The organism is Paenibacillus thiaminolyticus (assembly GCF_003591545.1).
Classification (GTDB): Bacteria; Bacillota; Bacilli; order Paenibacillales; family Paenibacillaceae; genus Paenibacillus_B; species Paenibacillus_B thiaminolyticus_A.
In genome coordinates, this window is the sequence record NZ_QYZD01000002.1 from 148,790 (window position 1) to 175,293 (window position 26,504).

Consider the following 26,504-nt stretch of genomic DNA (forward strand, 5'->3'; position numbering starts at 1 on the left):
CTTTCCTGAACAGATGGGAGAGTGCATAAATGGAACCTCATGTCCCTTTCCTTACCTCATAGGAGAATGCATAAAAGAAACCCACGCGCGCTCTTTTCCTGACCGCATGGGAGAGTGCATAAAAAAACTTGCATGCGTCTCCTCTTTTCTGACTCATTGGGAGAATGAGCTAATGGAATGCCAGGGGGGATACTTCTCGAACTTATTAAGTTGAACAGCAATAAAAGGGATTCCACACTTTTGAAGTACAACCTCCAAACACATTCGCAAAAAAGTACATGATCGTACCTGAATTGAATACCTTCTTTCTGTAACTAACAATAGCCGCATCATCCAAACGGGGCAACCGTATGGTCGATGCGGCTATATGCCTGCTCTATTGCGTTAGTTCCGTTCAGCATCCGGCTCTTCCGGTCCGTCCGCACGCTGCAGACAGGCAATGAAAAAGCCGTCGGATCCGGCATCCTGCGGCAGCACCTGCAGCATGCCGGCTGGGCTCCTCCGCAGCGCTGCGTCCAGCACGTCCTGAGGCAAGGCACCCGTCCATGATGCATCCAGTGCCCAGCCCGGCGTCCGTTCCAGGAAGCGGTGGACGGCGTCCCCATTCTCCTCCGGCTCTACCGTGCAGGTCGAATAGACGAGTCGGCCGCCAGGGCGCACCATACGCGCCGCTTCCGTCAGCAGCCGCTCCTGAAGGGCAGCGATCGAGGCGACATCTTCCTCGCTCTTGGCCCACTTAATGTCCGGCTTGCGGCGAATGACGCCGAAGCCGGTGCACGGCGCATCCAGCAGCACGGCGTCGAACGATGCGGGCGGCAGGGCTTGTCCCAGCTCCGCCGCATCAACATTCATTACGCGCAGCGACGTCAAGCCAAGCCGGGCGGCTTGCTCCTCAATAAGCGCCACCTTGTGGGCGTGGACGTCGTTCGCCGTGACTTCGCCCATATCGCCCATCCGCTCGGCGATATGGGTCGATTTGCCGCCTGGGGCAGCGCAGCAGTCAAGGACGCGCATGCCCGGTTCCGGCCGCAGCGCCTCGACGACGAGCATCGAGCTCTCGTCCTGTACCGATAGGCGGCCGTCGCGGTACCAGGCGCTGTGCGCCAGGTTGCCGGCGCCGGCGGCCGTGATGCCGTCCGGCGAGAGCGGGGACGCTTCGGCCCGGTAGCCGTCCGTGCGCATCTCTGCCAGCAGCGCCTCCCGCGTGCCGCGCAGCCGGTTCACCCGCGCGCTGCCATGGGGCGGCCGGTTGTTCGCCGCGCACATGGCGGCCGTCTCGTCTTCGCCGTAGGCCGCGTTCCAGCGGGCGACGAGCCACTCCGGATGCGAATGCTCCCAGGCGATACGGCTCACGGCGCTGTCATCCGACGGAACGGTCCATAGCTCCGGTTCGCGCATGATGGCGCGCAGAACGCCGTTCACGAAGCCGCCCATCGCCTGCTGCCCGCGCCGCTTCGCGATCGCCACCGCTTCGTTCACCGCCGCATGCGGCGGGACGCGGTCAAGGTAGCGTAGCTGGTATGCGGTCATCCGGAGCAGGTTGCGGACCCAGGGCTTTAGCTTCGACAGCCCGCGCTGCACCTTCTGCGCCAGCACGCCGTCAATCGTGTTGAGCCGCTGAATCGTTCCATACACCAGCTCCGTCGCCAGTGCGGCGTCCGCCCGTTCCAGCTGCGCTTCCTTCAGCGCCCGGTTCAATTCCAGATTGCTGTAGGAGCCTTCCTTCTCCACCCGGACGAGCACCTCCAGCGCGACATCACGCGCTGTCAACCGTCTGCGTGGCGGTCGTCGTTCTCCTCCGTTCACGACAGCACCGTCCCTTGCTCCATTTTGCAGCCTCGGAGGAACTCGGAGACCGGCAGCGCCTTCTTGCCTGCAGGCTGCACTTCAAGCAAGGAGAGGATGCCTTGTCCGGTCTGGATGCGAAGGCCGGCTATTCCGGCCGCCAGGACTGTGCCTGGGGCGGCCGCGGCTTCTCCCGCGGCCGCAGGCTCTGGCCGGCACGCCCATACTTTGAAGACTTCGCCGTTCCAAGTGGTAAAGGCGCCGGAAAACGGAACGAGGCCCCGCACCTGATTGGCGATCTGCTCCGCGGGGCGCGTCCAATCGATTCGCTCGTCCTCGCGCTTCAGATTCGGCGCGTAGGTCGCCTCGTCATGAGACTGCGGCACCGCCTCAACCCGGCCGGCAATAATGTCCGGCAGCGTGCGCCGGAGCAGATCCGCTCCGGCCTCGCTCAGCTTCGCGAACATCGTGCCCGCATTGTCATCCGCGCCAATCGGCACTTCGACCCGGCTGATCATGTCGCCGGTATCCATGCCTTCCGCCATATACATAATGGTGACGCCCGTCACCGTCTCTCCGTTCATAATCGAACGCTGGATCGGCGCACCGCCCCGGTATTTCGGCAGCAGCGAGCCATGTACATTAATGCAGCCGAGCCGGGGAATATCGAGCACCGCCTTCGGCAAGATCTGGCCATACGCCGCCGTCACGATCAGATCGGGCTGCAGGGCGCGGATATCGTCCACCGTATCCGAGGTGCGAAGCTTCTCTGGCTGCCACACCGTCAATCCGTGCTGGAGCGCTTCCGCCTTCACTGGCGTCGGCGTCAGCACCCGCTTGCGGCCGACGGGACGATCCGGCTGCGTCACGACAGCCGCGATCTCGTACCCTTCCTGGATCAGCGTGCGGAGGGAAGCGACGGCAAACTCAGGCGTCCCCATAAATACGATCTTCGTCATTCCGCCTTCCTGCCTTCACGCGGAACTTCATACACACTCTCCGCAATCTCGGTGAACAGAATGCCGTTCAAATGGTCAATCTCATGCTGGAAGGCGCGGGCCAGGAAATCCGACGCTTCCACCGTGAACGTCTTCCCGTGGCGGTCAAGCCCTTGCACCGTAATATGCTGGTGACGACGCACATCTCCGTTCAGCCCCGGAATGCTTAGGCATCCCTCCGGCCCGAGCTGTTCCCCTTCCGCCTTGAGAATGACAGGGTTAATCATCTCGATCAAGCCGTGCTCGTCTCCGACATCGACAACGATCACTCGCTTCAGAATCCCGATCTGAGGCGCGGCCAGACCGACGCCCTCCGCGTGGTACATCGTGTCCGCCATATCATTCAGCAGCTTGTGAATATTCGGGGTCAGCTTCGTGACCTCCTTAGCTACCTGATGAAGAACCGGATCCGGTTCATGTACGATAATTCGCAATGCCATAGGGCACACCATCCTTTATTCGTCTTAATCAACATCGCTCTGTCAAAAAGGAAGCCATGCTTCACGTTCTGAATCCAACGTTCGCTATGCAGCGGGCGGGCCTATTCTAACTGAAGACTGCAACCCGCATTATATATGATTTCATCCTCTAGGAAAATCCGTTCAACGCCCTCTCAGACCGGCTGCCTGCACGCCGGCGGAACCAGCGCGGCCGCTCCAATGCTCCGCCGGCTTCGTCCACAGCCGATTCGCGCGTGCCTTGCAACCGTTCATGGCCCAGTTCTTCCGGGCCGATCTATGCGATTCAGCCGGCTTACATCATCATCTGCGGGTCGATATCGACACTGAACCGGACGTCCTGCTCCTTGGCAATCGAATCGAACTCGCGCATCGCTTCTGCCAGAAGACCCGATAGATTCACGTCTCCCCGGCATTTGATTATGCACTGGAAACGGTAGCGATTCTTGATGCGCGGAATCGGAGAGGCGACCGGCCCGAGAATCTCCATCGCCTCGGCATGCTCATGCAGCGGAAGCAGCCAGCCTTGGCGCTCCGCCAGCTCCTTGAGCCGCTGGGCCGCGTTCTCGGCCACGCGCACGAGCAGCGGGAGCTGTTCATGCGACATGGACAGCAGCGCCAGGCGGCAGAAGGGCGGCACCATCAGATTGCGGCGGTGCCGCAGCTCTTCGGAAGCGAAGCCGCGGTAATCATGCCCCGACGCATGGATGATCGAGTAATGCTCCGGCGCATAGGTCTGCACGATGACTTCGCCCGGCAGATCATGGCGTCCGGCCCGGCCGGCAACCTGCGTCAGCAGATGGAACGTCTTCTCCGCCGCGCGGAAGTCCGGCATATGAAGCGCCGAATCGGCAGCAATTACGCCGACCAGCGTGACGTACGGGAAGTCCAACCCCTTCGCCACCATCTGCGTGCCAAGCAGCACGTCGGCCTTCCGTTCGCGGAACTGCTGCAGCAGCCGCTCATGCGAGCCTTTCTCCGAGGTCGTGTCCACATCCATCCGGATGACGCGAATGCCGGGGAAGCGGCGGGCGAGCTGTTCCTCTACCCGCTGGGTACCTGTGCCGAAATAACGGATATGCTCGCTCTCGCATGACGGGCATACTTCCGGCGCCCGCTCCGCGTGGCCGCAGTAGTGACAGCGCATATGCCCCGTCTTCATATGATAAGTCAGCGAAATATCGCATTCCGGACACTGTGCGACATAGCCGCAGCTGCGGCACATGACGAACGTAGAGTAGCCTCTGCGGTTCAACAGCAGCACAGTCTGCTCCTGACGCTCCAGCCGCTCCTCCAGCGCCGCTTCTAACGGCGCGCTGAACATGGAACGGTTGCCGAGCTTCAGTTGGTCCCTCATATCGACGATCGTCACCGGAGGAAGGGGTCTGCCGCCAACGCGCGAAGGCATCGCCAATGCGGTCAGCTTCCAAGGCGGTGCCTCCAGTCCCGCAGGCAGCTGATCGTAGCCGTTCAGACGTGAGGCGTAATACGTCTCCATCGAAGGCGTCGCCGATCCGAGAACGACGACAGCGCCTTGCCGGCGCGCCCGTTCAATCGCCACGTCGCGGGCGTGATATTTCGGCGTCTCTTCCTGCTTGTAGGATGACTCATGCTCTTCATCCATAATAATAAGGCCAACCCGGGGAAAAGGGGCAAACACCGCTGAGCGGGCTCCGATCGCGACCTGTACGCGGCCTTCGCGGATTTTGCGCCACTCGTCGTAACGTTCGCCCTGAGAGAGACGGCTATGCATCACCGCCACCCGGGAGCCGAATCTCCCTTTGAAGCGCTCGACCATCTGCGGAGTAAGCGAGATCTCCGGCACGAGCACGATCGCTTCACGTCCGGAATCGAGACAGCGCTCGATCGCCTGCAAATAGACCTCCGTCTTACCGCTGCCGGTGACCCCGTGCAGCAGGAAGGTTTGATGCTCCTGTTCGTCCACCGCGAGCGCGAGCGCTTCGAAAACCTGCTGCTGCTCCTCTGTCAGCGGCAGCGGCTTCGATGGCCGGAAGCGGCGCTGAGCGTACGGATCCCGCATCACCTCGACCTCGTCGATGGCGACATAGCCTTTTCCCTCAAGCGCCTTGACCGCGGATGCGTTCAAGCTTTTGAGAGGCAGCTCTCCGCCATATTCCTCAAGGAGCCGCAGCGTCTCCTGCTGTCTTCCGGCCCGGCTGCCCAGCCGGGCAACCACCTCGCCGACATCATCGACCGTCAGCGTGACCCGCTTCAGCCGCTTGACACCGATGCGATCCTTAATCCGCTCCGTCTCCTGCAGCCAGCCGTGCTGGAGCGCTTCCTTAATGAGGCGCGCTTCCTGGGGAAAGGCCTGCAGCAGCTTCGGCGCCGGCAACGGCTCGTTGCGCTGCACATAAGCAAGCAGACTGCGTGTCTGCGGGTCTTCCAGCAGACGATCCGGGCGCAGCGTCAATTCATCTCTCCCGCCGTCGGCGCCTTGAAGGAACAGACGAGCATCGTCGCCCAGCGAGAGCGCCTTCTCCCGCTTGCCCTTGATGGCTCCCGGAATCATCGCCTGCAAAGCGGCCGTCAGCGTGCATACATAGCGGTCGCTCATCCACATTCCGAGCTCGACGAGATCGGCCGGGAGCGGCGGGACGACATCCAGCAGCTGCTGAATCGGCTTCAGCCGGGACAGCGGCACATCCGTCCGGTCGGAGAATCCGATGACGAAGCCTTGCACTGTCCGCCCGCCGAACGGGACGCCGACCCGGCTGCCCGTCTCGATCCAATCCGCCATGGATGGAGGAATGGCGTAGTCGAACGGCCGGTCCGTGTCTTTGACCGACACATCGACGATGACGCGCGCGATCGGCAAGCCGGAATGGGTCCCGACTGCCCCCGCTGGCGCTTCGTCCCGTATCCGATCCGGTCCGTTATGATTCAAGCGAATGCACCTCGCCAGACAGGGAAGGCGGTTCGTCTCCCGCGACGGACGCCTGTACGGCAATCTCCAGGAGACGGCGGGCTACCTCTTGCTTGGCCGTAAGCGGAATGCGCTCGACGAGTCCATTTTTACTATATATATGCACTTCATTGCGATCGGAGCCGAAGCCCGCATCGGTGCGGGAGACATCGTTCGCCACGATATAATCGAGATTTTTGCGGACCAGCTTGTCCAACGCATACTGCTCCAGCTGCTCGGTCTCGGCGGCGAACCCGATCAGCAGCTGATTCTTCTTCTTCTCGCCCAGCTCCTGCAAAATATCCGGATTCCGCTCCAGCTCAAGAACGAGCCGCTCGCCCGTTTTTTTCAGCTTCTGAGCGGCCCGGTGCACTGGCCGGTAATCGGCGACCGCCGCCGTCTTCACGACAATATCCGCTTGCTCGTACCGGCCGATGACGGCATCCCGCATATCGAGGGCTGATTCAACGCGGATCAGCTCGACGCCCTGCGGAGGATCCGTCTGGGTCTGGCCGGCGATAAGCGTTACGCAGGCTCCCATGTCCCGGGCCGCTTCCGCGACCGCGAATCCCATCTTGCCGGACGAATCATTGGTAATGTACCGGACCGGATCGATGCGCTCGACCGTGCCGCCCGCCGTGACCAGCACCCGCTTGCCATGAAGCAGCCCGGACTGTGCGCTTCCTAGGCCGGCAGCGCTGGCTGGCGGCAATGCGGATTCTCCACCGCCGCCTTGTGCGAACCACCGCTTCACATATTCCACGATATGCTCCGGCTCGGCAAGCCTTCCCTTGCCGGTATAGCCGCAAGCGAGGAGCCCCTCTTCCGGCTCAATGAACCGGACGCCCCGCGACCGCAATATATCCATATTGTGCATGACGGCCGGATGGGCGTACATATGTACATTCATGGCCGGAGCGACCATGACCGGCGCCGTCGTAGCGAGCAGTGTCGTCGTCAGCATATCATCCGCCAGGCCATGCGCCATCTTGCCGATCACATTCGCCGTAGCCGGCGCTACCAGCACGAGATCGGCATGATCCGCCAGATCAATGTGCGAGACGACTGAAGCGTCCCGCTCATCAAACGTGTCCGTATACACCGGCTGGCGCGACAATGTCTGGAACGTCAGCTCCGAAATAAACTGAGTTGCCGATGCCGTCATGATGACGTGCACCTCGGCCCCCTCCTGCTTCAACTTGCTGCACAGCGCTGCAGCCTTGTAAGCCGCAATGCCGCCCGTGACGCCGAGCAGTATCGATTTTCCTTGCAGCATACGCCCCCGCCTTTCCGCTCCTCTAAGCGCGCAAGCGCTCCATCCCGGCGGCTGCCTGCCCTCCCGGATAGGGAGCATTCTCGTCATTTGAAAAAAATAACAACCTGACGGTTGTTATTTGCTTTCCTGCTCAATTGATGGGCGGCGGTCATTCAGCCGGTTCGGCTGTCCCGCTCACCGTCTATAAACCGATTCCGCAGCCGGATCGGAGTTACACCGCGTTGCCCTGTTCGACCGTAACATTATCGCCGTAGATCTCCTCCAGCGCCACGCCGACCTGCTTGTACGACTTGGGATTCTGCAATTCGGTTCGCTCCCCGTCGCGCAATTGGCGCGCCCGGCGGGCCGCAGCCACGACCAGCGAGTATTTACTGTCGACTTTTTTCATCAATTCGTCAATGGATGGATATAGCATAGTTCCGCACTCCTTCTCCTGCTTGTCCCGAACCCCCTTGCCGCCGGGACCGCTTCATACTCAACCTCATCCTGCTCTGCCGCCCGGACTCAGGATAGCGCGTCACGAGGCACACTTTATCGAAAGTGCGCCCCGCTGACTGCCGTCCTACCGGTTAGGCCTGATTTTACAATGTTCGGCTATTATAATACTCTCTATACGTTTGCACGCCAAGTCGATCTCATCGTTCACGACGGCATAATCGTAATTCGCCATCATGGCCATTTCCTCGACCGCCGCCGTCATGCGGTGATCGATCACCGTATCGTTCTCGGTACCGCGGCCGCGAATCCGATCCTCCAGCTCGTCCAGCGATGGAGGCAACAGGAAAATGAAGATCCCGTTCGGGAACTTCTCTTTCACCTTCAACGCGCCCTGCACCTCGATCTCCAGAATGATGTCCTGCCCTTCGTTCAGTGTCTGCTCTACGAAGTCGCGCGGGGTGCCATAGTAGTTGCCCACATATTCGGCATGCTCCAGCAGCTTATCGTTCTCGATCATATCGAGAAACTCTTCCCGCGACTTGAAGAAGTAGTTCACTCCGTCAACTTCCCCGAGACGGGGCTGACGCGTTGTGGCGGACACCGAATAAATCAGGTCGGGCAGCCGCTTCAGTAAAGATTTGCATACCGTGCCTTTGCCGACGCCAGAAGGGCCGGATAGCACAATCAAAAAACCTTTCTTCATGTTCATCTCCATTTTATTCGTCGTTGTCGTCATCCTTCGTTGATAAGCGATGCGCCACCGTCTCCGGCTGGACCGCGGACAAAATGACATGGTCGCTGTCCGTAATGATGACCGCGCGGGTGCGTCGCCCGTAAGTCGCGTCAATCAGCATATGACGATCGCGCGCTTCCTGGATGATTCGCTTAATAGGAGCCGATTCCGGGCTCACGATTGAGATGATACGGTTGGCAGATACGATGTTACCAAAACCGATGTTAATCAGTTTAATGGCCATTACAGGTCCTCCCTCTACTTTCGAACGCTCCATATTTATTCCATGTTCGCGGCTTGTTCGCGAATCTTTTCCAACTCTGCCTTCATGTCTACGACATGGTTGATAATCTCCAGATGGTTCGCCTTGGAACCGATGGTGTTCACTTCCCGGTTCATCTCCTGAACGAGAAAATCGAGCTTCCTGCCGATCGGTTCCGTGCTGTCCAGCAGCTGTCTGAACTGGTTGAAATGACTCTGTAGCCGCGTCAATTCTTCATCGATGTTGGAGCGATCCGCAAACAGAGCTACCTCCATGCCGAACTTATATTCGTCCAAGGAAGACTCAGCGTCCAGCAGTTGCTCTATCCGCTGTTGCAGCTTGGCGCGATACTCAGCAACGACGAATGGAGCCCGTGTGGAAATGTCCGCATGCAGCGACTCCAAGCGGTTCAGTCGTTCCTTCATATCCTGGGCGAGGTGGTTGCCTTCCATGACCCGCATCCGACATAACCCATCCATCGCCTCCGCCAGGCCGGATTCAAGCTCGCGAAGCAGCTCTTCCTCGGGCAGCGGTTGCTCCTCCTGGATGGTAAATACATCAGGCAAGCGAAGCCAGTCATTGACGGTCATCTCCCCGGAGACGCCGTATTGGTCGCGAAGCAGCCGGCTGGCCTCCATATAGGCCTTCACAGTCTGCTCATTGATGGCTACCGCCGTCTTCGCTTCCCCTTCACGCTCTCTGTTAATAAACACGTCTACCCGCCCGCGCTTGACGAATTGCTGAACGAGACGGCGCAAAGGCTCCTCGCAGCTTGTCCATTCACGCGGCATGCGCAGCATGATCTCGCAATAACGATGGTTAACGGACTTCGCTTCAATCGTAATCTTGTATCCGCCGGCAATTCGGACGGACTGGCCGTAACCGGTCATGCTGTATACCATGGGTACCACATCCATTATCCTATTTTAATTCATTACGTATGCCGATACAAGGGGGCGGTCAGGCGTTCCGCTTTTTGCCACACATGCTCCGTCAGTTCAGCGGTCATCTCATAGAACATGAATGGGGTCATGAAGTAGATTCCGTTGAAATGCTTCATCGCCACATCCAGCAGCTCCTTGGCGATGGCTACGCCCTCGCGGCGCCCGCTCTCGCCCTCGAGCCCCTTCATTCGTTCCCGCACCTCGTCCGAGAGATGAATGCCCGGCACTTCATTATGAAGGTATTCCGCATTCCGCCCGCTTGCCAGCGGCATGATGCCGAGGAAGACCGGCACATTCAAATGCTTCGTACCTTCGGCAATCCGTTCGATCAGGGAGGCGTCATACACCGGCTGCGTCATGATATAATCCGCGCCGGCCTCAATCTTGCGCTCCAGGCGTTCGATCGCCTTGTTCAAATGCTTCACGTTCGGGTTGAACGCCGCCCCGACGACAAAGTTCGCGCGCTGCTTCAGCACCTTGCCCGAGAAGGCGAGCCCCGCATTCAGCTGCTTGATCATGCGGATAATCTCGAAGGAGGTCAGGTCATAGACCGAGCTGGAGTCCGGCAGATCGCCGAAGCGGGCCGGATCCCCGGTTACCGCGAGCACATGATCGATCCCAAGCGCATCCAGCCCCATCATATGGGATTGCGTGCCGATCAGGTTGCGATCCCGGCAGGCGATATGGATGAGCGGCCGGATGCCGATCTTGTCGAGCGCCAAATAACCAAGCGCCATGTTGCTCATCCGGGTGACCGCAAGCGAGTTGTCCGCCAGTGTCAGCGCGTCGGCCCCTGCATCCTTCAGCGCTTGCGCGCCCAGCATGAACTTGGCGATATCGAGATCGCGCGGCGGATCAAGCTCTACGATGACGGTATGGCGTTCACGGACCGTATCGACAAGCGACGGCCCGCTTGCCGCCTTTCCTTTCCCGGACGCCGGCGCTGCGCCTCGCTCCCCGATCTCAAGCGGCGGAACGGCCTGGGCCTGCGCCTCCTCCTCGGCCAGCGTCGGGAGAATAGGAGTCTCCGCGTCTGCCAGCGCCTGCGCTATTGCCTGAATATGCTCCGGCGTCGTGCCGCAGCAGCCTCCGATAATGCGCGCACCCAATTCGGCGAAGCGAACGGCGCTCTCTGCCATATAGTCGGCCGTAGCCACGAAGTTGTACCTTCCGTCCACATAATCCGGCAGACCGGCGTTCGGAAAGGCAGACATCGGCAGAGCCAGCCGGCCGGTGACCTCTTCCATCGCCCGCATCAGGCCGTTCGGCCCCATGCGGCAGTTCAAACCGACGACGTCTGCGCCTTCCTCGCGCAGCAGACGGAACGCATCCAGCAGACGAAGGCCGTCCTTCGTCCGATGCGACTCTTCGACCGCGAATTGGCAGATGATCGGAATGCGGTCATCCAAGGCGCGCACGATCTGAACCGCGAGCTTCATTTCCTCCATATCGTAGAACGTCTCGAACATGATTCCGTCGACGCCCTCTTCCAACAAGGCCGACAACTGCTCGGTATAGTCGCGCTTAACCTGATCCGTCGCGATATTTTCCCGCTTACCGGCACGGATCGAGCCCAACGCCCCCACCACATAGGCTTGGCCAGCCGCCGCCTCGCGCGCCAGCCGGGCCGCAGCGCGGTTAATCGCCTTCACCTGCTTCTCCATCCCATGCTTCGACAGCTTCTCGCGGTTCGCCGTAAATGTATTGGTCTCCAGGAGCCGGGCGCCTGCGCTTACATATTCGCGATGTATGTCCCGGATCCGTTCCGGCTCGCTGATGTTGAGTGACTCATAGGAGATCCCAACCGGGTAGCCCATTTGATATAAATAGGTGCCCATGGCCCCGTCACCGACAATAATTTCCCCTTGCAGCACTTGACGCAAGTCCTTCATCCCGTCTCTCCACCCTTCTCCCAATCTGTCTATGTCTGCATCATCTACCCCATTTTATCAAGAAACGGCACTTCTTGAAATAAAAGACGCTCCGACGGGAGCGTCTTCAGTGCATCGGTGTAGTTCAGCTTATGCCGCCGGACAGATGACGGCACGGTGGCCGGCCGCAGCGTCCTCCGGTCAATTTCCTACCATCATAACGCAAAATGAATAAAAATACTATGGTTATGCCGCATGCCGCTTCGGATAAGCGGGTCTGCCGCCGGAAGGCTTCTTCTTCTGACCGCTCATCACCGATCCGATGCCGAGCAGGAAGGTCGGTATCCCGGCCATAACGAACGTAATTGCCCAATCCCGGAAGCCGAGCGGAACCGTCTTGAATACCGGCTGAAGCGGTTCGACATACAGTACCCCGAACAGCAGAATCAAGGAAGAAATCACCGCGAGCACCAGATACTTATTTTGGAAAAGGTTGCGATGGAAAATCGAACGCGAGCTCCGGCAATCAAAGACGTGGATGAGCTGGGCGAGCACCAAGGTAGAGAAGGCGACCGTCTGCGCCTTCGTCAGTTGGTCTGCGCTACCGGGATCAACCTTCAGCGTCAGCCAGAACGCGATCAGCGTACAGACGCCGATAAGAATGCCGCGGCTGATGATCTTCCAGCCGAGACGGCGCGCGAAGATGTTCTCCCTGGCGGAGCGCGGCCGGTGCTCCATCAGATCCTTTTCCGGCTGATCGACGCCGAGCGCCATCGCCGGCAATCCGTCGGTCACAAGATTGACCCACAGAATCTGAATCGGCACGAGCGGCAGCGGCAGCCCCATCATCATCGCCAGGAACATGACCAGGATTTCGCCTACATTGGAAGCGAGCAGGTAGCGGATGAACTTGCGGATGTTCTCGTAGATGCCGCGCCCTTCCTCGATAGCAGCGACGATCGTGGCGAAGTTGTCATCGCTGAGAATAAGTGACGAGGCCTCCTTCGACACATCCGTGCCGGCAATGCCCATCGCGATGCCGATATCCGCGGCTTTGATTGCAGGCGCGTCGTTCACTCCGTCACCGGTCATCGCCACGACATGGCCTTGGCGCTGCAATGATTTGACGATTCGCAGCTTGTGCTCCGGCGTCACGCGGGCATAGACATAGACGTTGTCGACGACTTTGTCCAGGGCGTCGTCATCCATCCCGGCCAATTGGGCCCCGTTCACACTCATGCCGCCGCGGGGGATAATGCCGAGCTGATTCGCAATCGCTTCCGCTGTCGTCTGATGATCTCCGGTAATCATCACGGTCTTGATGCCGGCGCGGCGGCACAGGCTGATCGCTTCGCGGACTTCGCGGCGCGGCGGATCGATCATGCCGGCCAGCCCAACGAACACCAGCTGCGACTCGGCTTCCGCTTCATCGTGAATCGTCTCATGCCGCTTCAGCTCGCGGTACGCTAGGCCGAGCACGCGCAAAGCCTGCTTCGCCATCCCCTCGTTCTCCGCCAACACCTTCTGCTTCAGCGTACCGGTTAACGGCACCACCTTGCCGTCCCACAGCATATATTTGCAGCGATCCAGCAGCACATCCGGCGCGCCCTTGGTCAAAACATGGCGTCCCCCCTGATGCGTGACGACGACCGACATCCGCTTGCGTTCGGAATCGAACGGATACTCCTGCGTCCGTTCGTACATACCTTGCAGCGCCCTCGGCGTCATGCCCAGCTTGGCCGCGAGGACGAGCAGCGCGCCCTCCGTCGGATCGCCTGCAATGTCCCAGACGGCCTTGACTTCTTCCGGCTCGGCCCCTTTGTCTCCCTTACGCCCCCCTTTGACAGGAGGCAGCTCCTCCGGGTAGGATTCCGTCAAGCTCGCATTATTGCAGAGTGCGCTAATCTGCAGGAAGCGGCGCAGCTCCTGATCATGCTTGAGCTCGATCGGCTTCCCCTTCTCGCATACCTGGCCGTTCGGCTCGAACCCTTCTCCACTCACCTCCAGCAAGCGCCCGCCAAGCCACATCCGGGTAACCGTCATTTTGTTCTGGGTCAGCGTCCCGGTCTTGTCAGAGCAAATGACGGAGGCGCAGCCCAGCGTCTCCACCGAAGGCAGCTTGCGCACGATCGCTTTGCGCTTGATCATGCGCTGGACTCCAAGCGACAACGCAATCGTCACGATCGCCGGTAGCCCTTCCGGTATGGCGGCGACCGCCAGGCTGACTCCGGCCAGGAACATGCCGAGGGCGTCCTGGCCGTGCATGATGCCCGCGACGACGACCATGACGGTGAGGACGAGCGCCACGATGATGAGCATCTTCCCCAGCTGTTCCAGCCGATGCTGCAGCGGCGTATCCATCGTTTCTGTATTTTCGATCAGATGAGCGATGTTGCCCATCTCGGTATCCATTCCCGTGCGAATGACGACGCCCTTCCCGGTCCCCCGCGTCACCATCGTTCCCATGAAGCTGATATTTTTCTGGTCTCCGAGGGGCAGCTCTGCTTCTGAAATCCGTTGATGATGCTTGCTGACCGGAACCGACTCGCCCGTCAGGGTCGATTCCTCGACATAGCAGCTGTTGGTATCCACCCAGCGAATATCTGCCGGAACGCGATCGCCGCTCTCCAGGAGGACGATATCGCCGGGAACGAGCCGATTGGCGGGAATATGGGTTACAGAGCCGGAGCGTATCACTTTGGCCGTCGGCGCGGATAGCTGCTTCAAGGCGGACAGCGAGCGCTCGGCGCGGAACTCCTGAATGAATCCAAGCACGCCGTTCAGCAAAATAATCGCGATAATCGTAATCGAGTCCAAATATTCACCGAGTAGGCCAGAAACGAGAGTCGCCCCCGCCAAAATGAGCACCATGAAATCTTTGAATTGATTTAAAAATAACGTTATCGGCGAAACGCGCCGCCCTGCCGACAGCTCGTTCGATCCGTGTTGCTCCCTTCGCGCTGCCGCATCTTCCTCAGTCAACCCTTGATCGGCGTGGACCCCCAACGTTTTCAGCAAGTCTTCGGTCGTTGACTGGTGCCACTTTAATTGATCCATTGGTACGTTCCCCTTTCCTCCGTATGATGGCCCTCTTTGGCGGGACAATCCAACTCGTCCAAAGAAACGGTCTTCAGGGTAACTTTATTCGGACGAGTCAGAAAATATCCCAATGTGAATACGGAACTCTTAAGTTTTGTCCAGAAATATGGCATCATAGGGAGATAAGGCAAATGAGCGGGAGACCGACCCTGGCCCCGCAAGATAGGAGCAATCAATATGGCATTGGATGGAATCGTTACCCGCGCCCTTGCGCATGAATTGCAGCAGACCATCGGCGCGCGCATTCATAAAATTTATCAGCCGACCGAGCATGACATCGTGCTTCATATCCGGACAGCGGGACGGAACCGCAAGCTGCTGCTGTCCGCGAACCCGACCTACCCGCGGGTCCATTTTACCGAAGAGAGCTTCACCAATCCGCCGGAGCCGCCCATGTTCTGCATGCTGATGCGCAAATATTGCGAGAGCGGCATTATCGAGCAGGTGCAGCAGATCGGCAGCGAGCGGATACTGCACTTCCGCGTCCGCCAACGGGACGAACTGGGGGATGAGGCGATCAAAACGATCGTCGTGGAGCTGACGGGACGCCACAGCAATATTATTTTGCTTGATGCAGCGACCGGCGCCATCGTGGACGGCATCCATCATGTGACCCCGTCCATCAGCAGCTATCGTATCGTCATGCCGGGCTTCGCCTATACGGCTCCGCCCGAGCAGCATAAAGCCGATCCGCTCGGCACGGACTCGGAGCAGTTCCTCGCATGGTGGGCGGAAGCCGCTGCAGGACACACCGCCGCGGCACTGGACGAAGCCGGAGCGAGCCTCGGCCTCTCAGCCAAGCAGGCGGCCAAGTGGCTCGTGAGCCGCTTCTCCGGGATCAGCCCCCGGCTCGCCGAGGAGATAGTCTACCGTGCCGGCGCTGGCGCGGGCACGGGCCGGGCGAAAGCGGATGCGGATGGACTTCTCGATGGCCCGGTGCTCTGGGAAGACTTCTCCCGGATGATGGAAGAGATGCGGGGCCATCGTTACGAGCCGACGCTCGTAGCGGATGAAGCCGGCAAGTCGTATTTCTCGGCCCTGCCGCTTACGCATATCGAGGGGACACGCACCACCTATCCGACGATGAGCGCCTGCATGGAGGCCTTCTACGGCGACAAGGCCGAACGTGACATGATTAAGCAGCGCGTAGGCGACTTGTCCCGCTTCCTCCAGCAGGAGCATGACAAAAACGCGAAAAAGCTGGAGAAGCTGCAAGCTACGTTAGATGAAGCGAAGGATGCGGATCGCTACCGGGTGATGGGCGAGCTGCTGTTCGCCTCGCTCCACATGCTTCGCAAGGGAGACGCTTCGGTCGAGCTTCCGAATTACTACGATGAGAACGGAGGCATGATCACGATCCCGCTCGACCCGCTGCTCTCGCCATCGGACAATGCACAGCGCTATTTCAAGAAGTACAACAAGGCGAAGAACAGCATCTCCGTCGTGCAGGAGCAGATGCGCGCGGCCGAGGAAGAGAACAGGTACTTCGACATGCTGCTGCATCAGCTCGCGGGAGCGAATCTGCAGGATGCGCAGGAGATTCGGGAGGAGCTTGTCCAGGAAGGCTACTTGCGTGATCGGGAACGGAAGGGCAAGCGCAAGAAAAAAGACGGGCGGCCGACGATATACTGCTACACCTCATCCGAGGGCATTCCTATCTACGTCGGCAAGAACAATTTGCAAAATGAGTATGTTACCAACCGGCTGGCCCAGCCGAACGACACATGGCTCCATACGAAGGACATTCCCGGCTCGCATGTCGTTATCCGGAGCGATCGGTTTGGGGACGCCACCTTGGAGGAAGCGGCCCAGTTGGCTGCCTTTTTCAGCCAAGGCAAGCTTTCCAGCCTCGTCCCCGTCGACTACACACTCATCCGCCATGTCCGCAAGCCGAACGGGGCGAAGCCGGGCTTCGTCATCTACGACCGGCAGAAGACGCTGTTCATTACGCCGGACGCGGACCGGGTCAGGCAGCTTCCGGTCACCGTCAAGACGAACGGTTGAGCAAGCCCGCATAGCAAGACGCCTGGAGAACGGAACCATTCGGTTCCTTCATTCCAGGCGTCTTGTTTGTTCCCGTTCATGTCACCGTTCCGGTTTCCTTTCTGTTCGCGCAACCCCTGTCCCCGTTCCACCTCCCGTATCTATTCTCGTTTTCGGGAAAAGACGCTCCCCCGGGACGATGGTAATGTCGCTCTTCAGCATGTCTGGACCATGTCTGCAGCATGTTTGGAGCATGTTTGGAGCATGTTTGGAGCATGTCCGGGATAGTTCGGGAATGGATATCTCCGGAGCGTGTCGGGTACAGGTACGGAATTGTATGGCTTCGGAACTTGTCCAGTTCAGGGATGGAATGTGTCGCTTCAGAACGTGTCTAGGTCAGGGACGGAATGTGTCGCTTCGGAACGTCTCCAGTTCGGGGGTGGAATGTGTGGCTTCGGAACGTCTCTAGTTCGGGTACGGAATGTGTGGCTTCGGAACGTCTCTAGTTCAGATTCGGAATTGTGTGGCTTCGGAACTTCTCCAGTTCAGGGACGGAATGTGTGGCTTCGGAACTTGTCCCAGTTCAGGGACGGAATGTGTGGCTTCGGAACGTCTCCAATTCAGGGATGGAATATGTGGCTTCGGAACGTCTCCAGTTCAGGGACGGAATGTGTCGCTTCGGAACGTCTCTAGTTCAGATTCGGAATTGTGTGGCTCGGAACGTCTCTAGTTCAGATTCGGAATTATGTGGCTTCGGAACGTCTCCAGTTGAATGTGTCGCTTCGGAACGTCTCCAGTTCGGGGACGGAATGTGTGGCTTCGGAACGTCTCCAGTTCAGGGACGGAATGTGTGGCTTCGGAACGTCTCCAGTTCAGGGGTGGAATATACGACTTAAGGGCAGTCAGGCGAAAAGAAGTAGCGGTGAAGACTAAAATCCTGCAAAATTACATCTTTTCAAGACAACGCAGAAGCACGGCGAACGATTCCTGCAAAACTGCATCTTTTTCCCCCTCAATCTCGAGTTTAGTGCTCTACAGGCTCAGATTCCTGCAGTTTTGCAGGATTTTCCACGAAATCGACCGTTTCCCTTGAAAAAAACTGCACTTTTGCAGGATTGCATGCCGCGGACCGTTCAACCCAGATTGTTCAGCCTCAGATTGCTCAACTAAGTAAAATCGACTCAGAACGTTCAAACGAAGAAGATTCAAACGAACAAGGTTCAACACTTTAGCGTAAACAACAACCGTAAACACGAAACGTAAACACGAACGCAAGGCCCTAAGGAAGCCCTAAGGTAAGCTCTAAAGTAGCTCTAAAGTAAACTCAAACGAAAAATCGTAAAGCGGGGGCGCAACCGCTTCGACCAAGACGTGTGACGGAGAATTGGCGAGGGGGGCCAGGGCGGGAAGAGGCTTGACAAGACCGTCCCGCTCGGTTCATCCCGACGCGCGGATGAAGATGACGCGTCTTGCTCAGCTTCGCGTGTCTAATGACGCTTCGCCCACGCACCCTAGCGCCAGCCCACGCCCGCTCTCCTAGGGGAGAACGGACGTCTGCCGCGGGTCAATCCCGACCGCTTCGCTCCCGCAAGCGCCGGACGGTCTCCAGCCCGACGCGCCGGCCGCCGAGCGCGCCATGGAATACCTTCCCCTGCCGCGCGCCATGGAAATCCGAGCCGGCGGTCGCAATCAGGCCGTGCCGCTCGGCCAACTTCAAATACCGCTCCGCATCCGCGTCCGAATGATCCGAATGCCATACTTCGATTCCGTCCCAAGGAGATTCCTCCAACAGCCGTGCGACCAGCTCGTCATTGCTGTAAATGCCAGGATGGGCAAGCACGGCGGCGCCTCCGGCTTCCTTAATCCAGTGCACCGCCTCGCTCGGCGGGATACGGGGCGGATTGACGTAAGCCGCCCCGCCCACACCAATATAACGCTCGAACGCCTCCTGCATATCGCGAACCGCGCCGCGGCGGACAAGAGCGTCCGCGATATGCGGGCGGCCCACCGTCTCCCCCGGCGACAGTGGACGGCGGAGGCCGGACAGAACCTCCTCCATCGTCAGCGGAATGCCCAGCTCGTTCAGCTTGGCGATCAACATCTCGTTGCGGCGGTCCCGGACCGCGCGCAGCTCGCTTAACCGCTGCAGGAACCGCTCGTCCTCCACCCGCACGAAATAGCCCAGCACATGGATATCGATGCCATCCTCAACCGTGCTGATCTCGACGCCGGGCACAATCTCGATACCCCAGCGCCGGGCTGCGGCAAGCGCCTCGTCAATGCCGGCCACTGTGTCGTGATCGGTAATCGCCAGCGCCTCCAGCCCGGCCTCCTTCGCCAAGCGGACATTCTCTTCCGGCCGGGTCATTCCGTCGGAAGCCTCCGTATGGCTGTGCAGATCCGCTCCCCCGGTCCGAACCGGGGAACCGCCGGTGCCTTCCATCGCCGCCAGCAGCGGTACCTCCGCACGCGCTGAAGCGGGAATAGCTTGTTGTGAATCAGTCATGGCAACCACTCCTTTTCTTGTCGGGTACGCAAATAGGTCATAAAGGTCGTTGCCGGCAGCGACAGCAGACCTGCCTGAGCATGCACCGCATAGAACTGCCGCTTGATGCGAAGCGAATCGATACGGAGTACATGGACCAGGCCCAGCGCCTGTTCGTGGCGGACGACGGACGGTGAAAGCATCGTGATGCCGATGCCCGCCTCCACGGCCGATTTGACCGCGCCGGTGCTGCCCAGCTCCATGACGACCTGCAGCTTGGCGGGATCGGACCCGCTCGCGCGCAGCGCCTCCTCCATCACGATGCGCGTTCCCGAGCCGGTCTCGCGCAGCACGAACGGATACTGCATCACGTCCTCCACTCGAACCTTCTCCGCGTTCATGAGCGGATGATCGCGCGGGGTAATGAGCATAAGCTCATCCTCCATCACCGACTCGACATGGATGTCCGTCTCCGTCACCGGCGCCTCGACGAGACCGAGATGCAACTGCTGCGCACGGACGCCGGCCACAATCTGTGACGTGTTCATAATCTGCAGCTGGATATCCAACTGTGGATGCTGCTTCGCGAACGCGCCCAGCAGATGGGGCAGCGCATATTCGCCAATCGTCAGGCTGGCCGCCAGCTTCAATCTGCCCTGCAGATCAAGCGTATAGTTGGACATCATCTCTTCGGTCTCGCGGACGAGATCGAGACAACGCTTCGCATAGGGCAGCAGCTTCTGCCCTGCTTCAGACAGATTGAGCTTCTTCGTCGAGCGGTGCAGCAGCTTCGTGCCGAAATATTCCTCAAGTGCCTGAATCTGCATCGTCACCGCAGGCTGGGTCATATGCAGCGTCTGTGCCGCCGCGGAGAAGCTCCCCCGCGTGGCGACCGTATAGAAAATATGAAGCTGATGGAAACTCAACCCCATGCGTCCTTCATCCTCTCCAATGACTCTCTCCCCCATTATACTCCAACGGGAGCGAACATTAGAAAGGGTGCCAGCGAAGCCGGCCCCGGGGCCAGCGGCAAGCGGTCCGGGGGGCTCGCTACGGGGCCGGCGGCAAGCGGGCCGGGAGGCTCGCTACGGAGCCGGCGACAGCGGGCCGGGGGGCTCACTCCGGGGCCGGCGACAGCGGGCCGGGGAGCTTGCTACGGAGCCGGCAGCAGCGGGCCGGGGGGGCTCGCTACGGGGCCGGCGGCAAGTGGGTCCGGGGGGCTCGCTACGGGGCCGGCGGCAGCGGTCCGAGATGCTCACTCCGGGGCCGGCGCCAGCGCGGCGGGAGGCGATTTTTCTAGATTCGTGCTGCCCGCCCCCGTTCCGGCGCGCCTTTTCCCCAAAATAAAATGACCGCCCCCGGCAGGGAACGGCCTCCTATACACTGGCTATGTTGTACAGAGCTGCCTATCCGGCGCGCTTCGGTAAGCGCTCTCGCTACTTGCGCTTGCGGCTGTTCTTCACGAGCGTCATGCGGCGGGAATGACGGAGCCAGGAGTAGTAGGTCTTCAAATCTCGCAGTTCCATCGTCTCCGACATTTTGCCAAGAAACGTAACCACAATCATCTTCATCATCGGCTCTCCCGCCAGATCGAAATCCCGATCGGAAGGAGTAAATTCCGCCACCACGACCAAGTCCCCGTCAATCAGAAACACATCCTGCTCGTTGCGGTAGTAAGGAGTGATCCGTTCCTGCTTCAGACAATCCCACATAAACGCGGCGATCGATTCGGTATCGGCATCTGTCTTGGCTATCCGATCTACCCAGCGGGATCTGGCATGATGGGTGATGACGATATCAGCCACCTTGTTATCCCCTAACAAGACATAAAAAGGTTCGTACGTGCTCCATCGTTCCATGACTTTATCTCTCACTGGTACCACTCTCCACCACGTTAGGTCTTTTTGTCTATGTATATTTACCCAATATATTACATGAAGCGGAACCCGTTCTCAAGTTCACACCACGCTTTCCAGGCCCGTTTTTGCAAAAGATTAACAAACTGTTCCAAAAAAGACACATTCTCCAACCTTTTCTTGTTCCATTTCCATCTTTTACGAACAGATCTGCCCTTCCTGCGCGTGCTTGGAGAGCGATGTCGGCCGCATCAAGCGTTCACTTCCCATCAATCTCCGGGTTTGCCTCTGCCCTATCGGACAAAGCGCGAGGAACTCGGCCCCCCAGTAACAAAAAGACCTATTCCGTCAGTAGGAATAGGTCTGTGTCCATGCTCTTACATTCCGAAATATTGGGTCTTGTCCTGCATATCCCCGCTATATTCCGTCTTGATTTCGTTCCGGTATGAACGCTCGATTTTTTTAACATAATTCAACCGGCGAATATTCTTCATCGTATCCTCGGCTCGATCCGAGTTGACATACAGAACGGCGTAGTGCATTTTGCGTGAAATATAATGAAGCGTTCCGTATTTGTCCAAGTTCCGGGCCGCCTTCACATCGGTGACCCATATAATATATCCCGTCCGTTCAGGAAACATAATTCTCCTCGCTTTCCCCCGAATGAAGGCTGGCTAAGAGCAGCTGCTGCAGCCGCCACTGCATCCTCCGCTTCCGCAGCCTTTTGATGGCAGCGGGTCGTTACCGGGTACTTTGATCGTATCGGAGACCGCATGGGCAATCACCTCTGACAGTCCATGAAGCAGCTCGTCCAGCGCTTGCTCCGCCTGCTTGAAGCGGGCCACCTCGTCAATCGCGTCCAGTTGGGCCTGCACGGCCATCACTTCATCCTTCGCCCGGTGATAATCCGGATGGAAATGTCCGAAGCGCTCCGTCTCCTCGAACAGCTCCTTCTTGCGAGCGAATTCGCGAACGAGACGATCGACCTCCGCGTTCTGCTCCATACGTTCTTTCCAATATAGATATTCGGCTATTTCCACCGACTGGTTAATCATATCGCCCAATTGGTAAGCGTTCGTGAGCAGAACGGCCATGTCGACAACGGATTCATACTGTCCTACTGACATGTTATCACGCTCAATTCTTATCTAAATTACCGGCTTGATCCAGGGCAACCTGCGGGAAGCACCAGCCGCTGCCGTTCCCAATCGGCCGGGGACCATGTCTTCAGCTCTGCCGCGTCTCCCTCGCCGGCATCATAAGCCTCCAACAGCCACACTCCCTTCTCTCCGTCCCGGATACTGACGGGAATAAGCGTGGCGCACTGCCCCGACTGCTCCACTTCGATGGGGGTCAAGAGCCGAATGGCCGTCGACACCAAATCCTTCTGTGTGGAAGCATGATAGGAACGCAGCGTTCTTGTCCATTGGCCGGGCACCTCCCGATAAGGCGCCGCCAAATCTTCACCAAGCAGCGGTTCGGTTTCCATTTCATAATACTGCAACGGAGAAGGGCTGTAAACCATTGCTTTCCCCGCATCCTCCAGAGACGCCCCCAAGTCGGCCGAAGCTTCCTCCCACACCGATATCATGGGTTCCTTCTCCTCCGTTCCCGCCCACTGGCGCAGAGGCGCGATTCCCGCCTTATCCAGCGTCTTCCCCAGTTCACGGGCGCGATCCCGATCGACGATGAAGTCCCGATCCCCAATCAGCTCAATTCCGGCCAGGCCGGAAGGTTCGCGGAGCAGCGCCTCCTTCACTTCCGCCGCGACGGCGCTATCTTCACAGCGCAGCAGCATCACTTCGGCGAAGCGGACGCGGCCGTATTGCAAGCTCCACAGCTCCATTGCATCTTGAATATTTTCGGGCACGCCCGACCAGGCATGCGCCTCCATGAAGCGCAAGACGGACGCCATCGTCCGCCCATGCTCCACCCCTTGCTCGAATGAGGCTTTGGTCAACCGGTACACATCCATCTGATCGGCGCGGACGCATTCCGCGATCGCTTCCAGCTCCCATCGGAGATAGAACGGGGCGGCGGCAGGAAGCAGGATTTCGAAGTCCGGTTGAATAAAAAATCCCGGCCCTTCCGCCATGTCCTGTACCGGGAGGCGGTAAGCCCACTCCCCTGCCTCCTGCTCTGGCCGAGCCAGATGACAGAAGCCGAACGCATGAAAGGCTCGCAGCCAGCCGCGCAGCTGGCGCTCCGCGCGAGCCGCGTCCTCGGCAGCCAGCAGTCCAAGGCGTCTCAGCCGCCCAAGGACCTCCCGTTCGTCATGCCAGGCTCCATCCGTTCCGATAAGGCGAACCGCCAGCACGAGATGGTGCAGCTGCACATCCGCTGGCAAGTAATGCTCCTCCACCACGGACATCACCGCTTCCCGCCAGACCGAATGAGGAAGCCGCAGCCACCGGGCCAGCTCCGCCTCGTTCACCGCATACCGGTTCGCCTCCTTCTTCAGCAGGTCGAAGCGCAGCGCGATATCGATGACCAGGGCGAGCGGCAGCGGCAGCGTGTCGGCGAACGGATATTGCGCTCCCATATCATTCGGAAGCTCAGCGGATGCCCACGGATTGAGCGCCGACAGCCGGGTGACGGCACGCTTGTGGAGCGTTCCCTTCGCCGTCAGCGGCAGTCCTTCCTTCGCCGCGAAGGCGAGCAGGGAGAACAGGCCGAACACGATGCCGCGGCCCGCTTCGTACTGACAGCCTTCCGGTTCCGGACCAGGCGTCTGCGCCTCTTCCTCCGGTACCGGACCCGCCGCCGCCTCCTCCGGCTCCGGCTCTTCCGGATGACGGCCTTCCCCCGGGTGCAGGTCATCCAACAGGCATCCCATTAGCTGAGCGTATACATCCGACGGCAGGAAGAGCAGTCGCTCGCCCCACGCCCGCTTGACGCTGGCCACGAAGCCGTGTTCGGCGAGCGGGTCGCAAGCGGCCAGCAGCGCCGAACCTGTCGCCTGCGGCCCATGCCAGCTCAGCAGCTTGTCCACCGTGAACGGGAGCGGGCCGGCTTGCTTCAGCATGAGCACCAGCGGAATTCGCAGCGGCGGCTGCAGCGCCCGGAACTCCTCCCGGATCGCCTCCGGCCGCTGCGCATAACGCTCCCAGCAGCGGCGGGACGCCGAACCTTCACCCGGTTCCGTCCGCTTCAACAGCTGATTCGTGTTCACAATTCTCTTCCCCCTCCTCGATAAGATAGCGGTAGCCCTGCTCCACCAGGAACAGCTGCCGCTTGAGCGCGTAATCCCGCTCCTTGGTCGCCTCGCTGACCACAGTATAGAAGTAGGCCATCCGCCCGTCCTTCTTCGGACGCAGCAGCCTGCCGAGCCGCTGCGCTTCTTCCTGCCGGGAGCCGTAGCTTCCGGATACTTGAATGGCTACGGTCGCGTCCGGCAGATCGACGGCGAAGTTCGCCACCTTCGATACGATAAGCACCGGCAGCTCGCCCTGCTTGAACGCCTCATACAGACGCTGCCGTTCGGCCTGCGGCGTCTGCCCGGTAAGAACCGGGGCCTGCAAGGCTGCGGCCAATGTGTCTAGCTGGGACAGGTACTGTCCGATAACCAGCGTCGGCGCTCCGGGGTGGCGCTCGATGAGCTGCCGGACGGCCGGAATTTTGGCCCCGTTCTCCGCCGCGATGCGCGCCCGTTCGCGCAATCCGGATTGCTGATATGCGATGCGGGTCGCCGCAGGGAGCGGAACCCTTACCTCCGTGCAGGTAACCTGGGCAATCCAACCGGCCTCCTCCAGCTGTCTCCATGGCAGTTCGAACCGCTTCGGCCCAATGAGAGAGAACACATCCCGCTCGCAGCCGTCCTCGCGCACAAGCGTCGCGGTCAGGCCGAGGCGCCGTGTCGCCTGCAGATCCGCCGTCGTCCGGAACACCGGCGCCGGCAGCAGATGGACCTCGTCGTAAATGATGAGCCCCCAGTCGCGCTCATGGAATAGACGCATATGGCTCCATTCGCCGTCCTTTTGCTGACGATAGGTCATCATCTGATAGGTTGATATCGTCACGGGGCGCACCTGCTTGTCCGCCCCCGTATATTCGCCCACATGCTCGCTCTTCAATGTCGTCCGCTTCAGCAGCTCTTCCTTCCACTGCTTGACCGATGTCGCGTTCGAGGTGAGAATGAGCGTCTCGCTCTGCAGCGCCGTCATTGCCGCTAGGCCGACGATCGTCTTGCCCGCTCCGCAGGGCAGCACAATGACGCCATCGCCGGCCGCCCGTGTCCCCGACCCGATGAACGCGGCGACCGCATCCTGCTGATAAGGCCGCAGAGAGAAGGATGAGCCCTCTTCCAGCTGGAACGAGAGCGGCTCTCCGTCGCGGAAGCCCAATTGGTCGATGACAGGATAGCCCGCGCGCGCCAGGGCCCGCTTCAGCCGCCCCCGATGACGGGCATGAACAAGCACCCGGCCCTGCTGCGGACGGCCCGAGAACAGCGTGCCGACTTCCGCATCGTGCATGAATCGTTCGAGCGTCTTTTCATCCTCGGAGCGAAGGGTGAAGTGCGTCTCTTTATCCTCCCCTTCCAGAATGAACAAGCCGTACCTTCCCATCCACATCTCGATCTCCTGCTTGACCTTGATGGGCGTCGGGTACGTCGCGTACCGATCCAGCGTCTCCGCGACCGATTGGGCCGTGGCGCCGCTCGCGGCCGCGTTCCACAATGTTATCGGGGTCATCCGGAACGTATGGATGCCCGCCGGATTCTTCATCAGCTCGGCGAACCGCTGCACGGCCGCCCGAATCTCCGGATAGTCCGGGCTCCGCTCGTTCACCAGCACCGTGCAATCCTGTTGTACCACCATTCGAAAAGATGCCTGAGCCAATCCTCTATCCCCTTTCCTGTCCTGCAACACAAAAAAGTTCATCCGTCTCGGAAGAGAGGATGAACTTGCGCCGTCCAGCCTAACCTAGTGCGTATAAGGCGATTGTTCGGAAATCTCGCTTAACGCCTCTCCCGCTTCATCCGCGAAATGCACGTGTACGGCGAGATCCCCAAGCGATACGATGCCGACCAGCTTGCCGTCCTGCACGACCGGCAGACGCCGCACTTGGTGGTCGGCCATCAATTCCGCCGTCTCGTCGATGGTTGCCTCAGGGCCCACGGATATGATTTCTTCCGTCATCACGTCACGGATGGAAGTGGAGCCGGGGTGCTTCTCGGCCATCGCGCGGATGACGAGATCCCGGTCGGTAACAACACCGATGAGGCGTTCGCCGTCTACGATCGGAATGAATCCGGTGTCGTGCTGCTTCATTTTAACTGCGGCTTCATAAATATTGTCCTGCGCCGTGCAGGTAACGACGGAATCCGTCATGATTTTCTGAATGTTTGGCATAATCATCCTCCTGTTCAACCATTAGGATAACCGTTATGC

At 59.5% G+C, this 26,504-nt stretch carries 21 protein-coding genes; 2 read left to right on the forward strand and 19 right to left on the reverse strand.

What is annotated here, in order from left to right:
* Nucleotides 1-384: 384 nt before the first annotated feature.
* The 11 genes from rsmB to DQX05_RS03655 all read right to left on the reverse strand — a co-directional run bounded on the left by rsmB (nucleotide 385) and on the right by DQX05_RS03655 (nucleotide 14,748).
* Nucleotides 385-1,806, reverse strand: coding sequence for a 16S rRNA (cytosine(967)-C(5))-methyltransferase RsmB (rsmB, locus tag DQX05_RS03605; RefSeq protein ID WP_259391765.1), 1,422 nt, complete (start codon nucleotides 1,804-1,806; stop codon nucleotides 385-387).
* Nucleotides 1,803-2,744, reverse strand: coding sequence for a methionyl-tRNA formyltransferase (gene fmt, locus DQX05_RS03610; RefSeq protein WP_119790952.1), 942 nt, complete (start codon nucleotides 2,742-2,744; stop codon nucleotides 1,803-1,805). Before fmt ends, rsmB begins: the two co-directional genes overlap by 4 nt.
* A complete protein-coding gene (def, locus tag DQX05_RS03615; RefSeq protein WP_119790953.1) occupies nucleotides 2,741-3,223 on the reverse strand; it encodes a peptide deformylase in 483 nt (160 codons plus the stop codon). The genes fmt and def overlap by 4 nt, the downstream gene beginning before the upstream one ends.
* 313 nt (nucleotides 3,224-3,536) lie before the next feature.
* Entirely contained in the window at nucleotides 3,537-6,149 is a 2,613-nt protein-coding gene (gene priA / locus DQX05_RS03620; protein WP_119790955.1) for a primosomal protein N', read from the reverse strand.
* The gene (gene coaBC, locus DQX05_RS03625; RefSeq protein WP_119790956.1) at nucleotides 6,139-7,443 is read right to left on the reverse strand and encodes a bifunctional phosphopantothenoylcysteine decarboxylase/phosphopantothenate--cysteine ligase CoaBC; all 1,305 of its coding nucleotides are present in this window, start codon (nucleotides 7,441-7,443) and stop codon (nucleotides 6,139-6,141) included. The genes priA and coaBC overlap by 11 nt, the downstream gene beginning before the upstream one ends.
* Nucleotides 7,444-7,654: 211 nt before the next feature.
* On the reverse strand, nucleotides 7,655-7,858 hold the full coding sequence (rpoZ, locus tag DQX05_RS03630) for a DNA-directed RNA polymerase subunit omega (protein WP_119790958.1): 204 nt from the start codon (nucleotides 7,856-7,858) through the stop codon (nucleotides 7,655-7,657).
* 147 nt (nucleotides 7,859-8,005) lie between these two features.
* On the reverse strand, nucleotides 8,006-8,584 hold the full coding sequence (gene gmk, locus DQX05_RS03635) for a guanylate kinase (protein ID WP_119791433.1): 579 nt from the start codon (nucleotides 8,582-8,584) through the stop codon (nucleotides 8,006-8,008).
* Nucleotides 8,585-8,597: 13 nt separating this feature from the next.
* Nucleotides 8,598-8,858: an extracellular matrix/biofilm regulator RemA gene (remA, locus tag DQX05_RS03640; RefSeq protein WP_005548256.1), complete on the reverse strand. Its 261-nt coding sequence runs from the start codon at nucleotides 8,856-8,858 to the stop codon at nucleotides 8,598-8,600.
* A gap of 35 nt (nucleotides 8,859-8,893) precedes the next feature.
* Nucleotides 8,894-9,778, reverse strand: a complete 885-nt coding sequence (locus DQX05_RS03645; RefSeq protein WP_119790960.1) for a YicC/YloC family endoribonuclease — start codon at nucleotides 9,776-9,778, stop codon at nucleotides 8,894-8,896.
* A gap of 32 nt (nucleotides 9,779-9,810) precedes the next feature.
* Nucleotides 9,811-11,712, reverse strand: coding sequence for a bifunctional homocysteine S-methyltransferase/methylenetetrahydrofolate reductase (locus DQX05_RS03650; RefSeq protein WP_119790962.1), 1,902 nt, complete (start codon nucleotides 11,710-11,712; stop codon nucleotides 9,811-9,813).
* Nucleotides 11,713-11,937: 225 nt separating this feature from the next.
* The gene (locus DQX05_RS03655) at nucleotides 11,938-14,748 is read right to left on the reverse strand and encodes a cation-translocating P-type ATPase (protein ID WP_119790964.1); all 2,811 of its coding nucleotides are present in this window, start codon (nucleotides 14,746-14,748) and stop codon (nucleotides 11,938-11,940) included.
* Nucleotides 14,749-14,967: 219 nt separating this feature from the next.
* On the opposite strand from DQX05_RS03655, the gene DQX05_RS03660 reads away from it, so the two are divergent.
* Nucleotides 14,968-16,794, forward strand: coding sequence for an Rqc2 family fibronectin-binding protein (locus DQX05_RS03660; protein ID WP_119790966.1), 1,827 nt, complete (start codon nucleotides 14,968-14,970; stop codon nucleotides 16,792-16,794).
* A gap of 1,543 nt (nucleotides 16,795-18,337) precedes the next feature.
* On the opposite strand, the gene DQX05_RS03665 is transcribed toward DQX05_RS03660, so the two are convergent.
* Both DQX05_RS03665 and DQX05_RS03670 read right to left on the reverse strand, forming a co-directional pair.
* Nucleotides 18,338-19,279 carry a PHP domain-containing protein gene (locus DQX05_RS03665; RefSeq protein ID WP_119790967.1) on the reverse strand — a complete coding sequence of 314 codons (942 nt, stop codon included), beginning with the start codon at nucleotides 19,277-19,279 and terminating at the stop codon, nucleotides 18,338-18,340.
* Nucleotides 19,276-20,190 (reverse strand): selenium metabolism-associated LysR family transcriptional regulator, encoded by a 915-nt coding sequence (locus DQX05_RS03670; protein ID WP_119790969.1) that lies wholly within the window; start codon nucleotides 20,188-20,190, stop codon nucleotides 19,276-19,278. Before DQX05_RS03670 ends, DQX05_RS03665 begins: the two co-directional genes overlap by 4 nt.
* Here DQX05_RS03670 and DQX05_RS30220 point away from each other — a divergent pair.
* Entirely contained in the window at nucleotides 20,173-20,610 is a 438-nt protein-coding gene (locus tag DQX05_RS30220; protein WP_147385149.1) for a hypothetical protein, read from the forward strand. The genes DQX05_RS03670 and DQX05_RS30220 overlap by 18 nt on opposite strands.
* Nucleotides 20,611-20,694: 84 nt before the next feature.
* Here DQX05_RS30220 and DQX05_RS03675 read toward each other — a convergent pair whose 3' ends face one another.
* The 6 genes from DQX05_RS03675 to DQX05_RS03700 all read right to left on the reverse strand — a co-directional run bounded on the left by DQX05_RS03675 (nucleotide 20,695) and on the right by DQX05_RS03700 (nucleotide 26,465).
* Nucleotides 20,695-21,132, reverse strand: coding sequence for a hypothetical protein (locus DQX05_RS03675; RefSeq protein ID WP_119790971.1), 438 nt, complete (start codon nucleotides 21,130-21,132; stop codon nucleotides 20,695-20,697).
* A 359-nt stretch (nucleotides 21,133-21,491) separates the two neighbouring features.
* Nucleotides 21,492-21,755 carry a YlbG family protein gene (locus DQX05_RS03680; protein WP_119790973.1) on the reverse strand — a complete coding sequence of 88 codons (264 nt, stop codon included), beginning with the start codon at nucleotides 21,753-21,755 and terminating at the stop codon, nucleotides 21,492-21,494.
* 33 nt (nucleotides 21,756-21,788) lie between these two features.
* Nucleotides 21,789-22,241 carry a YlbF/YmcA family competence regulator gene (locus tag DQX05_RS03685; protein ID WP_119790975.1) on the reverse strand — a complete coding sequence of 151 codons (453 nt, stop codon included), beginning with the start codon at nucleotides 22,239-22,241 and terminating at the stop codon, nucleotides 21,789-21,791.
* Between the two features lie 26 nt (nucleotides 22,242-22,267).
* The gene (locus tag DQX05_RS03690; RefSeq protein ID WP_119790977.1) at nucleotides 22,268-24,286 is read right to left on the reverse strand and encodes a helicase-associated domain-containing protein; all 2,019 of its coding nucleotides are present in this window, start codon (nucleotides 24,284-24,286) and stop codon (nucleotides 22,268-22,270) included.
* Nucleotides 24,246-25,931: a DNA repair helicase XPB gene (locus DQX05_RS03695; RefSeq protein ID WP_119790979.1), complete on the reverse strand. Its 1,686-nt coding sequence runs from the start codon at nucleotides 25,929-25,931 to the stop codon at nucleotides 24,246-24,248. Before DQX05_RS03695 ends, DQX05_RS03690 begins: the two co-directional genes overlap by 41 nt.
* A 105-nt stretch (nucleotides 25,932-26,036) precedes the next feature.
* Nucleotides 26,037-26,465, reverse strand: a complete 429-nt coding sequence (locus DQX05_RS03700) for a CBS domain-containing protein (RefSeq protein ID WP_119790981.1) — start codon at nucleotides 26,463-26,465, stop codon at nucleotides 26,037-26,039.
* Between the last annotated feature and the right edge of the window lie 39 nt (nucleotides 26,466-26,504).